Source organism: Cryobacterium sp. SO2 (assembly GCF_026151165.2).
Taxonomy (GTDB): domain Bacteria; phylum Actinomycetota; class Actinomycetes; order Actinomycetales; family Microbacteriaceae; genus Cryobacterium.
In genome coordinates this window covers 1,887,546-1,901,514 of sequence record NZ_CP117849.1, presented here as the reverse complement: position 1 = coordinate 1,901,514, position 13,969 = coordinate 1,887,546, and the positions used below count along the sequence as shown (strand labels likewise).

Here is a 13,969-nt window from a genome sequence, read left to right as displayed (position 1 = left end):
GGCGGATGCCCGCGCCCGCGCCGTGCCGGCCGTGCACCCGGTGCCGCGCATGGTAGATGTTGAGGGTGCCATCGCCCCTTTTCGCCATCCCGCTCTGGACCGACCTCGTCGCCGTCGCCATCGGCGCCATCCAGGGCGCGATGTTCGCCGGCAGGTTCACCGACCGCAGGATGGACCTCCTCGGCATCTCGATCATCGGTATCACCGTCGGCCTGGGCGGCGGCCTGCTCCGCGACATCCTGCTCGGCGGGGTGCCGGCGGCGCTGCTGAGCAACTGGTACCTGCCCGTCGCCGCGGCCTTCGCCCTGCTGGGGATGCTGTTGCAGAGCCTGTTCAACCGGCTCGGTCCGCTCATCATCACCCTGGACGCCGTGACCATCGGCCTGTTCGGCGTGATCGGCACCACCAAGGCGCTCGCTGCCGGGCTGCCGGAGATCCCCGCCCTGTTCGTGGGAGTGGTCTCCGCCGTCGGCGGGTCGGTGCTGCGCGACATGATGCTCAATGTGCCGATCGCCGTGATGCACGTGGGCTCGCTGTACGCCGTGGCCGCGCTCGTCGGCTGCGGGCTGCTCGTGGTGCTGGTGCTGCTCGAGGTGCAGATCACCGTTGCCGCGGTCATCTGCGTGGTCGCCACCACCGTGATCAGGGTCCTCGCGGCCCGCTTCGGCTGGAGCCTGCCCCAACAACGGGCCCTCGGCAGTTGGCCGCACTGGCGTCGCCGCGGCGCGATTCCCCCGTTCCGCGCGTGGAAACGGCTGCGCCGCACCGCCGCCGCGGATCCCGCGACTGGCGAGGACATCAGTCTTTCCTGAGGATTTATCACCCAGCGCTGTTTTGGCCTCGCCTTTCCCGGAATCTGGGGTCAGTATTGGGGTACAACCACGTCGCAGGGAGGTACTCCATGAAACGATTCGAGGGCACTGCGCCCGACCTGTTGCCCGTCTTGTCACGGGGCAAACACAAGAGCCCACGTAGCGGTGCCTGCTTCATGGAATTCGCCTCGCACCTGTCCGGCGAAGCCTGGAGCGACCACCCTGCGTGCACGCATCCCGTGCTCGCCTCGCTGGCGCGCATGGTGAACGACTGCACATCGGATGACGCCCGGTCGCGCCTGATGATGCTGATCCCCTCCGTGATCGGTTTGCGCGGTGACGACCCCCGGGTGCGCCTCGTGGTAGCCCTCCGGGCTGCCACGGCCGGCCTGCCGGTGGTCAGCGCCGACCATCAGCGGGCTCTGGCCGTCGGCATCCTCAACTGCCAGCGGCACCTGTCCCGGCCCTACGAGGGCAGCATCATCGATGTGTCCGACCAGGTGCGCGACGCTTTCGACAGGGCGCCGCAGACCGAGCGCTGGGCGCGCGAGTTCATGGGGTCGGTGGGTTCCTGGTCGCGGACCAGGTTCACCGACCGCACCGCGGAGTCGATCATCCGCATTTCGGTGCAGGGCATCGCCGAGGCGTGCATCCCCGACACCGATGAGCGACTCTACGACTTGCTGTCGGGGGCGATCGAGGACTGCACGAAGGTGCTCGGGGCTCCTGAGGGCGAGCCTGTGGTGATGCCGCAGCCGCTCAGCCCGGAGGCCGCCCGGCGGGCACTTCGGGTCTGACCCGAAAGAAATCCGAGCAGACAGACAAACGTCCCCGGCGCATCAGCGCCGGGGACGTTCGTCGTACTAGACAGCCGCCAGTTCGCGATCGACGCTTTCGGCGCGGATGCCGCGGTTGACCGCCGACACCACGGCCTTCAGCGACGCCGTCGAGATGTCCGGGTCGATGCCGACGCCCCAGAACCGCTTGCCGTTCACGTCGAGTTCGACGTAGGACGCGGCCGTGGCGTCGCCGCCGGCGGACATGGCGTGCTCGACGTAGTCGTAGAGCGTGATAGCGATACCGCGCTCGGCCATGATGCCCAGGAACGCCGCGATCGGGCCGTTGCCGGTCGCTGTCGCACCGGCGACGGTGTCGGAATCGCGCAGGTCGACGGTGAGGTTGACGACGCCGGCGAGGTCGCTGGAGGTGCGGGTGGAGAAGAGCTCGAACCGGCCCCACTTCGCATCCGGGTTGGTGTGGGTGGCGGGCAGGTACTCGTCGTTGAAGATGTCCCAGATCTGCTCGCTGGTGACCTCTCCGCCGTCGGCGTCGGTCTTGGCCTGCACAACACCGGAGAACTCGATCTGCAACTTGCGCGGCAGGTCGAGGTGGTGGTCGGTCTTGAGCAGGTAGGCGACGCCGCCCTTGCCCGACTGGGAGTTGACCCTGATGACGGCCTCGTAGCTACGGCCCAGGTCCTTCGGGTCGATCGGCAGGTACGGCACGGCCCAGACCAGGTCGTCGACGCTCTGTCCCGTCTCGGCGGCCTCGACGGCCATGGCCTCGAAACCCTTCTTGATGGCGTCCTGGTGTGAACCGCTGAAGGCGGTGAAGACCAGGTCACCGGCCCAGGGGCTGCGCTCGGGAACGGGCAGTTGGTTGCAGTACTCCGCTGTGCGCTTTACCTCGTCGATGTTGCCGAAGTCGATCTGCGGGTCGATTCCCTGCGTGAACAGGTTGATGCCCAGGGCGACGAGGTCCACGTTGCCGGTGCGCTCGCCGTTGCCGAAGAGGCAGCCCTCGATGCGGTCGGCGCCGGCCAGGTAGCCCAGCTCGGCGGCCGCGATCGCGGTGCCGCGGTCGTTGTGCGGGTGCAGCGACAGGATGACGTTCTCACGGTGGGCCAGGTGCCGGCTCATCCACTCGATGGAGTCGGCGTAGACGTTGGGCGTGGCCATCTCGACGGTAGCGGGCAGGTTGACGATGACCTTGCGCTCCGGTGTGGGCTCGAAGATCTCGATGACCTGATTGGTGATGTCGACGGCGAATTCCAGCTCGGTGCCGGTGAAGCTCTCCGGCGAGTACTCGTAGTACACGGTGGTGCCGGGAACCGTGGCTTCGAGTGCGCGGCAGGTGCGGGCTCCGAATAGGGCCAGATCGATGATGCCCTGCTTGTCCTCACGGAACACGACCTCACGCTGCAGCACGCTGGTGGAGTTGTAGAGGTGCACGATGGCCTGCTTGGCGCCCTGGATGGACTCGTAGGTGCGGCGGATCAGGTGTTCGCGCGCCTGGGTGAGCACCTGGATGGTGACGTCGTCCGGGATGGCGCCGTCGTCGATGAGGCTGCGCACGAAGTCGAAATCGGTCTGGCTTGCCGACGGGAAGCCGACCTCGATCTCCTTGTAGCCCATCCGCACCAGCAGGTCGAACATGATGCGCTTGCGCTCGGGGCTCATCGGGTCGATGAGCGCCTGGTTGCCGTCGCGCAGGTCGACGGCACACCAGCGCGGGGCCTCGGTGATGCGGTTGGACGGCCAGGTTCGGTCTGGCAGGTCTACCGTGAACTGGTCTTGGTAGGGGCGGTACTTGTGTACCGGCATGGCCGATGCGGCCTGATTGTTCTTCATTGTCTGGTGTCTCCTCGCGAGTGGTGGTCAGCCGACGACGAACTCCGCGACGAGTGAGGCCTCAGATTAGGACTCGTCGCGGCAGCTAAGGAGGAGCAGACCGAACAGCACACAAAAAGGGTAGCACCGATTTGCGCTCCGGTCCCGTGAAAGTCCTCAGACCGCGGCGAGGGCGCTCACCGGCGGCACCGACACCGCCCGGCGCGCCGGCACTATCGTGGCGGCCACCGCCAGCACGGCAGTCCCGGCCGCACACAGCACCACCAGCAGCCACGGCACGACGGGAGCGACGAGGCCGCCGCCGGTCACCGACCCGAACAGTGACTGGGCGGCGGCCCAGCCGTAGAGCACGCCGAGTGCGAGGCCCAGTGCCACGGCGGCGACGGTCATCTGCAGGCTCTCGGCGAGGATCATGCCGCGCACCTGGGCGCCGGTGAACCCCAGCGCCCGGAGCAACCCGATCTCCCGGGAGCGCTGGAGCACGCTGAGCGCCAGGTTGTTGACCATGCCGACGGCGGCGATCAGGGCGCTGAAGCCGACCAGGACCGAGATCACCGCGAGGCTGGTTGAGACCGTCTCGCTGATCGCCTGCCGCACGGCCGGATCTTCCATGGTGGTGGCCATCATCCGTTCGAAGGTGGCGCCGGCCACCGCGAACATGGTGATGAGCGTGACCCCGATGACCACACCGATCGTGGCCCGGGAGCTTCGCTCCGGGTGCTGCTGCGCGACCGCGGCGGCGAGGCGGGCCGGCGCGCTGCCGCCCAGCAAGCGGCCGACCAGGCCGAGGAGGGGCGGCATGATCAGGTGCGATCCGAGGATGAGCCCGCTGAACGAGAGGATGCCGCCGATGAGGCCGAGGAACACGCCCTCCGCGGCCAACTGGCCCACCACGACGCCCCCGGCCAGGAACAGCAGGCCGATGCCCACCAGCAGGACCGCGATGGTGGTGCGGGCCGGGCGCCCGGTCGTTTCGTCGAGGGAGCGTTCCTGGGCGGCCCCGACGGCCTGCATCGGGCTGACCGTGAGCACACGGCGCGACCCGACCCAGGCGGCACTCCAGGTGGACAAAACGACGACCGCCACCGGCAGGAGCAGGAGGGGTTCGATGAGGACGTAGGCCCCATCGGGCAGCACCTCGGTGAGGATTAGGAGGCGGAGCCCGCCGATGCTGAGCAGGGTTCCGGCCACGGCGCCGGCGGCGGCGCCGATTGCGCCCACCGTGAGGCCGTCGCGGGCCACGGCCCGCCGCTGGTCGCGCGCGCTGGACCCGATCAGGCGCATCAGGGCGATGGTGCGGGTGCGGCCGGCGATGATCGTCGCGACGGTGTTCGTGGTGACGATGGAGCTCACGTAGACGGCGATCGTGATGAACAGGAAGGCGACGATCGACAGCGCGGTGCGCACGGCGCCGATGCCGGACGCGTCGCCGGCGCCGACGACAGTGGCGATGATGCTCGTGATCTGCAGAAGGACCACGCCGAACGCCGACGCGAGCGCCGCCACCAGCAGGCTCGCGCCGCGGCCGGCGACCCGGATGCGGCCGCTCATGCGCGCTGCTCCATGCCGAGCATGATGCGGGAGATCTCATCGGCGGAGGAGCGGCCCAGGTCGTCGACGACCCTGCCGTCGGCGAGGAACAGGATCCGGTCGGCGTAGCTCGCCGCCACGGGATCGTGCGTGACCATGGCGATGCTCTGCCCGTACCCCGTGCTCGCGGCCTTGAGCAGGGTCAGCACCTCCCGGCCGGTCCGGGAATCGAGATTCCCGGTGGGCTCGTCGGCGAAGACCAGCTCCGGCCGGGTGGCCAGGGCCCTGGCGATGGCGACGCGCTGCTGCTGCCCGCCGGAGAGTTCATGGGGGCGGTGCGCCAGTCTGTCGCCCAGACCGAGGGACTCGATCAGCTGGTCGATCCAGCCTCTTTCCGCGGCGTTCGGCTTCCGGCCGTCCAGGGCGAACGGCAGCAGGATGTTGCCGCGCACGTCGAGGGTGGGCACGAGGTTGAAGGCCTGGAAGATGAAGCCGATCCGGCGGCGGCGCAGCACGGTGAGTGCGGCATCCCCCAGGCCGGTGATCTCGGTGTCGGCGAGCCAGACCCGCCCGGTCGTTGCGGTGTCCAGGCCCGCCATGATGTGCATCAGGGTGGACTTGCCGGAGCCACTGGGGCCCATGATGGCGGTGAACTGGCCGCGCCGGATGCCGATCGACACGTCGTCCAGTGCCGTTACCGCGGTGGTGGCGGATCCGTAGCTCTTGTTGAGGGAAGCGACCCGGGCCGCGAGGCCACGCTCCCCAGCAGAGGAGTCCGAAGCGGAGGGGTCAGAAGGTGTGTTGTCCATACCTCCAACGGTAGGAATCCGGCCCCGGCTGCCGCGTCGTGCTGGGGAGGGATCGTGACCGACTGGCGGATGATTCGAGTCCGGCCAGGCTCATCCGCTCGTCAGGTCGTCAGGCGGTGCTGGAAGGCGTAGACGACGAGCTGCACCCTGTCGCGGAGCGAGAGCTTGGCCAGGATGCGACTGATGTGGGTCTTGACGGTGGCCTCGCTGAGGAACTCTCCCGCGGCGATCTCGGCGTTGCTGAGGCCCAGGGCGGCGAGGGCGAAGATGTCACGTTCGCGGCTGGTCAGGGTGCCGAAGGCCGCGGGTTCCTCCTGCACCGGCGCCGGGGCATCGAAATGGGCGAAGAGTTCGCGGGTGGCCGAGGCCGCGATCACGGCGCTCCCCGCGTGCACGGTGCGGATCGCCGCCAGGAGGAATTCCGGGTCGGCGTCCTTGAGCAGGAACCCGCTCGCGCCACCGCGGATGGCGCGGCCGGCGCTCTCGTCGAGTTCGAAGGTGGTGAGCACCACGATGCGCGGGGGCGGGGTGCCGGCGGCCTCGGCCTCGGCGATGATCGCCGTGGTGGCGTCGATGCCGTCCATCACGGGCATCCTGATGTCCATCAGGATCACGTCGGGGTGCACGGCGGCGGCCATGGTGACCCCGGCGGCGCCGTTGCCGGCCTCCCCCACGAACTCCAGGTCGGCCTGCGAGGACACCAGCATGCGGATGCCGGCCCGAAAGAGAGCCTGGTCGTCGACGAGGGCGACGCGGATCCGCGGGGCGTCGGCCTGAGGAACCTCGCTCATGGCTGCTCTCCCATCAGGCTCGCGGCGGCGGGACGCACCAGGGCGTTGGTGGTGATGGCCGGCAGCCGGGCCGCCACGATGAATCGACCGCCGATGGACTCTGCGGCCAGGGAACCGCCGGCGAGGAGGGCTCGTTCACGCATGCCGGGCAGGCCGTGGCCGATCTCACCGGCCTGATCCGACTGATCGGTCAGCGGGGTCGTGCTCACTGCGTTGTCAATCGTCACCGCGACCCATCCGTCCGTCCACGCGAGGCTCAAATATACCGCCCGACCTGCGTCTCCGTGGCGGAGGGCGTTGGTGAGCGCCTCCTGCACGATGCGATAGACCGCCAGTTGGGCGCCGGAACCGAGGGTGGTGGGGGTGCCCGTCGTCGTCCACTCGATGTCGAGGCCGGTGCTGCGCATCTGGGCCACCAGTCGATCGAGGTCGGCGAGCACCGGCTGCGGTCCGGCGGCGTCGTCCTGGCGCAGTCGCGTGAGCAGGATTCGGACATCGCCGAGGGCATCCCTGGCGGTGGTGGAGATGGTGCTCAGGGCGAGGTCGACGGCCTCAGGGTTCTGGGCGCGGGCGTACCTGGCGCCGTCGGCCTGCGCGATCACCACCGCCAGCGAGTGGGCGACCACGTCGTGCATGTCACGGGCGATGCGGTTGCGTTCCTGCTCGACGACCACACTGCGCTGTGCCAGCCGTTGTTCTTCCACGGCTTTGGATTGGCTGAGCCGGCCGTCCCTGGCGGTATGCCAGGTGCGCATGAGCAGACCGAGGGTCCAGGAGAGGCCGAGCACGGCCAGACTGGCGATGAAGATGGCGACCAGCGACCAGACGATGTCGGCGATGTCGGCCTGCGTCATCGTCGCGTCCAGGGACGTCACCCCGCGGAGGACGATGCTGAGATAGCCGGCGGCCAGCAAGGCGCCAACACCGACCGACACCAGGCCGGCCCAGCGCACGAACCTGTCCGCGTATGCCGCCGTGGCGTACAACACGGCGAGGATAGCGACATCGGTGCCGAGCACCGGCAAACCGCCGAGCATCTGGATCAGGGCGGTGACCCAGGCCACCGTCAGCGCCAGGGCCGGGGACAGTCTGCGCACCGCGAGTGCCGCAGTGAGGCCGATGAGCACGGCGAGAGACAGCAGGCTGCTGCGCGGGTCGAACAGGATGCCGACAAGCCCGAATGCTCCCGCGATACCCAGGTCGATGGCGAGGGTGCGCCTGGAGAGCGGGCGGAAGCCCTTGCGTCCCTCGAACAGGGCCGGACCGGTCAGCCAGGCCGAGGAGGTCGGGCTCATCAGCCAGGTCTCCGCCGTGAGGTCATCGACGGAGTCTGTGGCCGGGCGACGGTCCGCGCGAGCGCGCAGCACCAGCGCGCCCACCCAGCCGCCGACCAGAACCGCGGTGGCCAGGAATCCTTCGGTGAGCCGGAAGCCGAGCAGCGCGAAGAATCGGAGCATCCCGTCCAAACCGTTCTGGCCGGGGACGTACACCGACAGCAGCAACATGCACGTGATGAGCCCACTAAGGAGCAGCCCGAGGCCGAGCGCTACGAACCGCACGGCCGGTTTCCCGGCCAGGCCGACGCCCCAGGTGACGAGGCATCCGCTGACGAACAGAAGTGCCAGGGTGGCAGGGTCACCGGCGGGATCGCCGGTGGCCACTGCCATCGCCCCGACGATCCCCACAGCGGAGACCACAAGTGCCGCGATCGGGACGAGCCTCGAGAGGGCGACGGCGATCGCGAAGAACCAGACCACGAAGAGTGACGACGGGGAGCCGAAGGCGAGTGCTGCGCTCCCCCAGGCGAGGGCGATCACGGCTCCGAGGGAGGGTTCGAGGGCCCACCGGTACGGCGCCATGCGCGTGAAGAAGCCCTGAGCAGCCATTACCCCAGCGTAGGGCTCAGTGCTGCGCGCCCCCTCGCTCCGGGGGCGAGATCATCCTGGGGCCGGGTGAATTCATCCCAGCGATGTAGCCGATCAGGTCAGGTCAGGCTCCGCACGAAGGCCGCGGCCTGTCGCATCGTGAGAGTGGGCAGGTAGGCCCGCGCCAGGGCGACACCGATTGCCGGCAACGCCACGGGGTCGGGGTAGGCCAGGAACAACGCGTGGAACTCGGGCTGGAACTTGCGCTTGAACACGAAGAGCGACCGGAATCCATAAACCGGCTCGAGGGAACGGCCGATGAAATCGAGCATCCGTTCGGCCACGCTGCCGCCCTCTCGGGTGGCCGGGAGCGTCTCGGCTCTGGCCAAGGGCGCCGCCGACAGGCTGAGGAATTCGACCGTCGGATCGGCCTTGAGCAGGGCTGCGGTCTCGCTGATCAGGAACTCCATGACTCCGTTCATGGTGCCGGAGCGCCGGCGCATGAAATCGAGGGTCCAGCCGATCACGGCACCGTCGCGGTAGCTCGGCAGCCAGCTGGTGACCGCCAGGATCCGCTCGTGTGCGTCGATCGCCAGCATCAGGCGCACTTCCGGGTCACGCAGTTCGTCGAGTCCGCCCAGGGTGAAGCCGAGTTCCGGCAGGCCCTTCTCCTGCACCCACTGTTCGGAGATCTCCGCGATCTGCGCACTCTGCCAGAGCGGGAGTGCCCGGTGAGACGTCCAGACCGCGCGGATCCCCAGTTTGTGGGCCCGGTTGACCGAGGAACGGATGTCCTGCCACTTCCTGCCGGTGGTGGCCCAGTCATGCGGGCGAAGCACGGTCTCCTCCCCCACAGCCATCGTCTGCCACCCCATCCGCTCGAACACCGGTCGCCAGGGATCGTGCAGCGAATAGAACACCGGGACCCAGCCATGGTCGTCGCACATTCGGGCGAACGCAGCCACAATGGCCGATGCCCGGGCATGCTCTGCGGCCGGATCCACACCGATCGGCTCCGCAACCGTGATGGCCACGCCATTGACGACTCGGTACGCGACGGCCGCCGAGCGTGCCGGACTTCCGGGATCGGTGAACCACAGCGATGTACCTTCCCAGGTCGCCATGTGCGCGAGCGATCCGCCACCGCCCGCGAGCAGCAGTCTCCGCACGCGCGCCTGGTCCTCCGGCCGCGCGCCGACGGCGCCGGTGCGTAGCGCCAGGATCGCACCGCCGATGACCAGCAGCCAGAAGGCCGGGCCGACCCACTGGTAGAGCGCGACCGTCGGCGGGTCGCCGGGCAGGAAGGAGAGTCGCTCCAACCGCAGGAACCCGACCGGGATGAAACGCTCGGGCAGATCGGTCACGAGATCCAGCAGCGTCACGGCGGGCCTGAAGTGATCGCGTAGTAGCCATCCGAGCCCCAGGTACAGCACCGAGAGGCCCAGGAGCCCCCCGCCGGTGATCAGCGCGAAGCGTCGGAGGCATCCCGGCCGGGTGCGAACGGGAAAATGCCGCAGGGTCAGGGCGATCGCAATCGCTGTGCCCGCTGGGACGAGTACCGACACGACCAGCACCACCGCGACCTCCCAGTACTGGCCGGACCGCCACTGGAATGAGTACGGCTGCCCGGAGACGGGGAGCAGCCCGTAATACCAGGCGCCGAGGCAGGCCATCCCGGTGTTCACGACGATCGCCAGCCACGCAGCGAAGCGACGGCCCCTGCTGAGCCCATACGCGGCGACGAGGAGCGCGATCAGGGGCAGCAGACTGACCAGGATGGGCCCGACCCCACCGACTCGCTCGAGGGTCAGTTCGTGAACACATTGCCGGGTGATATTCCGGAGCAGGCAGCGGTCGACCACGTCGTTGGCCGACGGCACCTCCTGGGTGAGCAGCAGCCCGAGTGGGGCCAGGATGCCGAACCGGCCACCGGAGACGACCGTCACAACTGGGCCGACAGCCAGGACAGCGACAATCGCACCGATCAGGGTGCGGGTCTCGTGGTCGGAACTTCGCCGCCAGGCCGCTTCGCGCCGCCGGGGACGCAGTGCGACACCGAGGACCAGGCCGGCGAGGACGGCCAACAGGCGATAGAGGTCGGTGGGTTGGCCGGAGTACAGCAGAAAAACAAACGTGGCGGCCAGGGTGAGCACCCGGATGCGCCGCCGCCAGAGTGGTCCGGCGAACCCGCTCGCGGCCATGATCGCACCCAGGATCGGGGTGAACGGATCGAGTGCCCAAAGTTCGCGCACGCCGCGGGACCAGAGCTCACCCCCGGCGACACCGAGGTCCTGCAGAACCAGCCCGAGGCCGGTTCCGATGACGGCCGTCACGCCGAAGGCCAACACAGTTCGCCCGGTGCCGAGCAGCCGCTCAGCGGCGCCCAGGAGCACCAGCGCACCGAGAACCGCCAGCACCAGTTCAGCGGCGTTGTCGACCAGAAAAACCGAGGTGAGCGGCGACCACCAGTGGCCCAGGCCGATGGCGGAGTGGTAGCCCGTGCCGAACAGCAGCCGAGTCCCGGAAGAGGGGCCGGTCAGCGGTCCCGTGACCACGGCGGTGATGAGAAGCAGCCCGGCGACGGCCACCGAAAACGGCGCACGGTGAACTTGGCGGCCCAGCCGGCGCATCCGCATCGGCTGCGGACCGCTCATCAGGTGCCCGGCAATCCGGTGCTGACCGCGATCAGCGGGAGGGCCTGGGTCCAGGCGTACTGCACAGTGTGCCAGTCGTGGGCGGTGCCAGGAGAGACGAGGAGGTGGGTGTTCGCCCCCGCTGTGTGGGCGGCCGCAACCACGGCTTGAGCCCAGGGCAGGTACCTGGTGTCGTCGCCGCCGACGGCCACGATGACGGTGAGGTTCGCGTACGGTGCGTGCGTGCCGAGTACGGCGACGGGAGCCGCGGCCGCGTAGGCCGCGGCGTCACCGGCGAAGCCCGCCGTGATGGTGTGGGGGACGCTTCCGTTCTGGGGGGCGAGTTCTCCCGAGATATCGAGCACGGTGCCATAGATCTCGGGGTGTGCGGCACCGAGCTGGATCGAGCACGTTCCACCCTGGGAGAACCCGGCGATGGCCCAGCTGTCGGGACCGGCGGCGACGTGAAGGTGGGACCTGATCCACTTCGGTACGTCGACGGTGAGGTAGCTCGCGGAGTTTCCAAGGTCCGAGTCCACGCACATCGGGTTGAGGTCGGGAGCACCGAGCTGGTCCGGCACCACGACGATGGGGGCGACACCGCCTTGCCCAGCCGCGTAGCTGTCGAGAATCGTGGCCAGGTGGCCGGCAGTGAAGACGTCGGCGGGGCTGCCGGGTTGGCCGGACAACATCTCCACCACCGGCAGGTCAGGTGGATTGGCCCGTCGCGCTGCTGGCGGCAGGTAGACCAGGGCCGAGCGCGCCGGGAACCCGGATGTCGTTGCGGGGATCGTCACGGTGCCGACCACGCCTGTCACGGAATCCGGCGACGACGCCGTCGCAGCGGCGAGCGAGTCGTAGGTCGGCAGGCCCAGCGCGGTGCGGACGGTGGTGAACTGACCGAAATCGGCGTTGACGCCGCCGGCGGCGGAGAGCAACAGCAGCGGAACGGCGACGATGGCGACGATCCTGCGCCAGCGAGTGCCGGCGACGATGATGACACCGACAAGGGCGAGAGCAGCGCAGCAGCCGGTCGCCCAGAGTCTGGTGGTGGTGCTCAAAGACACTCCGAAGAGATCCCAGACGTCGCTCACCAGCCAGGAAATCATCCAGCCGACAGCGGCGCCGCCGAGAACGGCGGTGAGGCTGGCCACGACCAGCGGGGATCGGTACCGTCGGACCGATAGAGCGATCAGAACGGCTGCTGTGACCCCGTAGAGCACGTACAGAAGCGGACCACCGACGATGCTGATGTCCAGAATTGCGCTCACGAATGGCCTCCGGATCCACTGTGGCACCGCGGCACCAGACTGCGGACACGAACAGAGCGTTCTGAACGAGGTTTCAGGCCAGCCCGGCACGATCATCGGCTGGCTCACGGGCCATCGTCAGTTGGAGCTCAGCGGGCGCCCAGATCCGCCATCAGCTGATGAAGTCGAGGCGCGGGGATCCCGTGGCGACGGGCTCTGCGCAACAGAGCTCCGCCGATCGCGTCGAGCTCGTTGGGCCCGCCAGTGTCTAGGTCGTTCTGCAGCGACGAGCGCATGGCCGGCGGCAGGCCGGCGAGGGATCCGGCCAGCTGAGCGGCGTCCGTGGGCACACCGTCCACGCTCGCCACCTGGGCCACTTCGGCCAGGAGCGCGGCTGTCAGTGCAGCGTCACGTTCGAGGGCGGCGCCGATCGGCAATCGCCAGTGCGAGGTGAGCAGGGCCATTGGGGCGAGGAAGCGCAGTTTGGCCCAGAGCACCTCCTCGTCGGTGCCGCCCACCGTCACGTCCAGTCCGGCCTCACGCCAGGCTGCGGTGATGGCGGAATCGGCGGCGTGGCCTGGCACGGTGAGTCTAAGGAACGGGCTGCGGTGGTCGATCTCGGTGGGGCTGAGCCTCGTCGATTCCACGGCGACCGAGGCGCCGGCCACGAGGGATCCAGGCACGTTGCCGTGGAGCGACTCCAGGTGTTCGATTCCGTTCAGCAGGGAGAACACCTCACCGGGCTGCGCACGCGCGAGTGAGCCGCTCACAGCGGGCAGCGCGAACGCCTTGGTGGCGAGGATGACATTGGCGCCGACCGGGATCTCTGTCACCGCCGTCAGCATCTCCACTCCGTCGTCGAAGTGCCGGCTGTGGATGGTGAGACCGTGCGCGGCGATGGCGCGGGCGGTCTCCGGCCTGGCGACGGCCACGACCTCATGACCGGCACGGTGCAGCAGTGCGCCGATCAGACCGCCGACGGCGCCGGCCCCCACGATGGCGATGACCGGCTCAGACATTTGTGACCTGCGACATGGTGGCTCCCTCGCCTGTGGCTCCTGGACTCGGATTGACCGGGCCCGACTCTATTGTCACAAAGACCGCCTTGTGCCAGAAAACGCTGCACAGCCACCTGGCGGGCTTAGGGTGTGGGAATGCCCGATTCCACCGCTGCTGCCCTCGCGGGCCTCGCCGACGAACGATTCGTCTCTCTCACCACCTTCCGCCGCACGGGCGAACCCGTGTCCACCCCGGTGTGGATCGCCGCCGATGGTGCTGACTTGATCGTCACGACCCCGAAGGAGAGCGGCAAGGTCAAGCGCCTGCGCAACGACTCTCGGGTGCAGCTGCGTCCGTGTTCCCGAACCGGGTCGGTGCGGGATGGCGCCGTCGTGGTGGAAGCGAACGCAATCATCGTCGACGACGATCGGAGTCGTGCCCTGCTCACGCAGGTGTTCGGCAGGAAGTACCGCGCTGAATACCGGATCTTCCTGTTCATCGAACGCCTCGGCCGCTCCGGCTCGAAGCAGCGCGTGCTGCTGCGAATCAACACTGGAAGCACGCCGGCGGGCTGACCACTAGACAGGCCCCATCCCGCTGGTCGCGCCCACTTCGCTGGTCGAGCTTGTCGACGCCGTGCTGAGCCTGTC

General features: G+C 68.7%; 11 protein-coding genes. 3 read left to right on the top strand and 8 right to left on the bottom strand.

Annotation, left to right across the window (positions count from 1 at the left end; translation table 11 throughout):
• Positions 1-65: 65 nt before the first annotated feature.
• Both BJQ94_RS08735 and BJQ94_RS08730 read left to right on the top strand, forming a co-directional pair.
• Positions 66-812, top strand: coding sequence for a TRIC cation channel family protein (locus BJQ94_RS08735; RefSeq protein WP_345893494.1), 747 nt, complete (start codon positions 66-68; stop codon positions 810-812).
• 176 nt (positions 813-988) lie between these two features.
• On the top strand, positions 989-1,609 hold the full coding sequence (locus BJQ94_RS08730) for a hypothetical protein (RefSeq protein WP_265401146.1): 621 nt from the start codon (positions 989-991) through the stop codon (positions 1,607-1,609).
• A 66-nt stretch (positions 1,610-1,675) separates the two neighbouring features.
• Here the strand turns inward: BJQ94_RS08730 and leuA are convergent, their stop codons facing one another.
• The 8 genes from leuA to BJQ94_RS08690 all read right to left on the bottom strand — a co-directional run bounded on the left by leuA (position 1,676) and on the right by BJQ94_RS08690 (position 13,339).
• The gene (gene leuA, locus BJQ94_RS08725) at positions 1,676-3,442 is read right to left on the bottom strand and encodes a 2-isopropylmalate synthase (protein ID WP_265401147.1); all 1,767 of its coding nucleotides are present in this window, start codon (positions 3,440-3,442) and stop codon (positions 1,676-1,678) included.
• A 156-nt stretch (positions 3,443-3,598) separates the two neighbouring features.
• Positions 3,599-4,993 carry an FtsX-like permease family protein gene (locus BJQ94_RS08720; protein ID WP_265401148.1) on the bottom strand — a complete coding sequence of 465 codons (1,395 nt, stop codon included), beginning with the start codon at positions 4,991-4,993 and terminating at the stop codon, positions 3,599-3,601.
• The gene (locus BJQ94_RS08715) at positions 4,990-5,781 is read right to left on the bottom strand and encodes an ABC transporter ATP-binding protein (RefSeq protein WP_265401149.1); all 792 of its coding nucleotides are present in this window, start codon (positions 5,779-5,781) and stop codon (positions 4,990-4,992) included. The genes BJQ94_RS08720 and BJQ94_RS08715 overlap by 4 nt, the downstream gene beginning before the upstream one ends.
• Positions 5,782-5,882: 101 nt before the next feature.
• Positions 5,883-6,572 carry a response regulator transcription factor gene (locus tag BJQ94_RS08710; protein WP_265401150.1) on the bottom strand — a complete coding sequence of 230 codons (690 nt, stop codon included), beginning with the start codon at positions 6,570-6,572 and terminating at the stop codon, positions 5,883-5,885.
• Positions 6,569-8,458, bottom strand: coding sequence for a histidine kinase (locus BJQ94_RS08705; protein ID WP_265401151.1), 1,890 nt, complete (start codon positions 8,456-8,458; stop codon positions 6,569-6,571). Before BJQ94_RS08705 ends, BJQ94_RS08710 begins: the two co-directional genes overlap by 4 nt.
• Before the next feature lie 98 nt (positions 8,459-8,556).
• Positions 8,557-11,091: a DUF2156 domain-containing protein gene (locus BJQ94_RS08700; RefSeq protein ID WP_265401152.1), complete on the bottom strand. Its 2,535-nt coding sequence runs from the start codon at positions 11,089-11,091 to the stop codon at positions 8,557-8,559.
• Positions 11,091-12,341 carry an alpha/beta hydrolase-fold protein gene (locus tag BJQ94_RS08695; RefSeq protein ID WP_265401153.1) on the bottom strand — a complete coding sequence of 417 codons (1,251 nt, stop codon included), beginning with the start codon at positions 12,339-12,341 and terminating at the stop codon, positions 11,091-11,093. Before BJQ94_RS08695 ends, BJQ94_RS08700 begins: the two co-directional genes overlap by 1 nt.
• A gap of 128 nt (positions 12,342-12,469) precedes the next feature.
• Positions 12,470-13,339, bottom strand: a complete 870-nt coding sequence (locus tag BJQ94_RS08690; protein ID WP_265401154.1) for a 2-dehydropantoate 2-reductase — start codon at positions 13,337-13,339, stop codon at positions 12,470-12,472.
• 135 nt (positions 13,340-13,474) lie between these two features.
• Between BJQ94_RS08690 and BJQ94_RS08685 the strand changes: the two genes are divergently transcribed.
• Entirely contained in the window at positions 13,475-13,894 is a 420-nt protein-coding gene (locus tag BJQ94_RS08685) for a PPOX class F420-dependent oxidoreductase (protein WP_265401155.1), read from the top strand.
• The last annotated feature ends 75 nt before the right edge of the window (positions 13,895-13,969 follow it).

Bases quoted from the DNA above. Each gene is read 5' to 3' on its own strand.
- BJQ94_RS08720 (WP_265401148.1), bottom strand. From the start codon at position 4,993: ATGAGCGGCCGCATCCGGGTCGCCGGCCGCGGCGCGAGCCTGCTGGTG.
- BJQ94_RS08705 (WP_265401151.1), bottom strand. From the start codon at position 8,458: ATGGCTGCTCAGGGCTTCTTCACGCGCATGGCGCCGTACCGGTGGGCC.
- BJQ94_RS08690 (WP_265401154.1), bottom strand. From the start codon at position 13,339: ATGTCTGAGCCGGTCATCGCCATCGTGGGGGCCGGCGCCGTCGGCGGT.
- BJQ94_RS08715 (WP_265401149.1), bottom strand. From the start codon at position 5,781: ATGGACAACACACCTTCTGACCCCTCCGCTTCGGACTCCTCTGCTGGG.
- BJQ94_RS08710 (WP_265401150.1), bottom strand. From the start codon at position 6,572: ATGAGCGAGGTTCCTCAGGCCGACGCCCCGCGGATCCGCGTCGCCCTC.
- BJQ94_RS08730 (WP_265401146.1), top strand. From the start codon at position 989: ATGGAATTCGCCTCGCACCTGTCCGGCGAAGCCTGGAGCGACCACCCT.
- leuA (WP_265401147.1), bottom strand. From the start codon at position 3,442: ATGAAGAACAATCAGGCCGCATCGGCCATGCCGGTACACAAGTACCGC.
- BJQ94_RS08700 (WP_265401152.1), bottom strand. From the start codon at position 11,091: ATGAGCGGTCCGCAGCCGATGCGGATGCGCCGGCTGGGCCGCCAAGTT.
- BJQ94_RS08685 (WP_265401155.1), top strand. From the start codon at position 13,475: ATGCCCGATTCCACCGCTGCTGCCCTCGCGGGCCTCGCCGACGAACGA.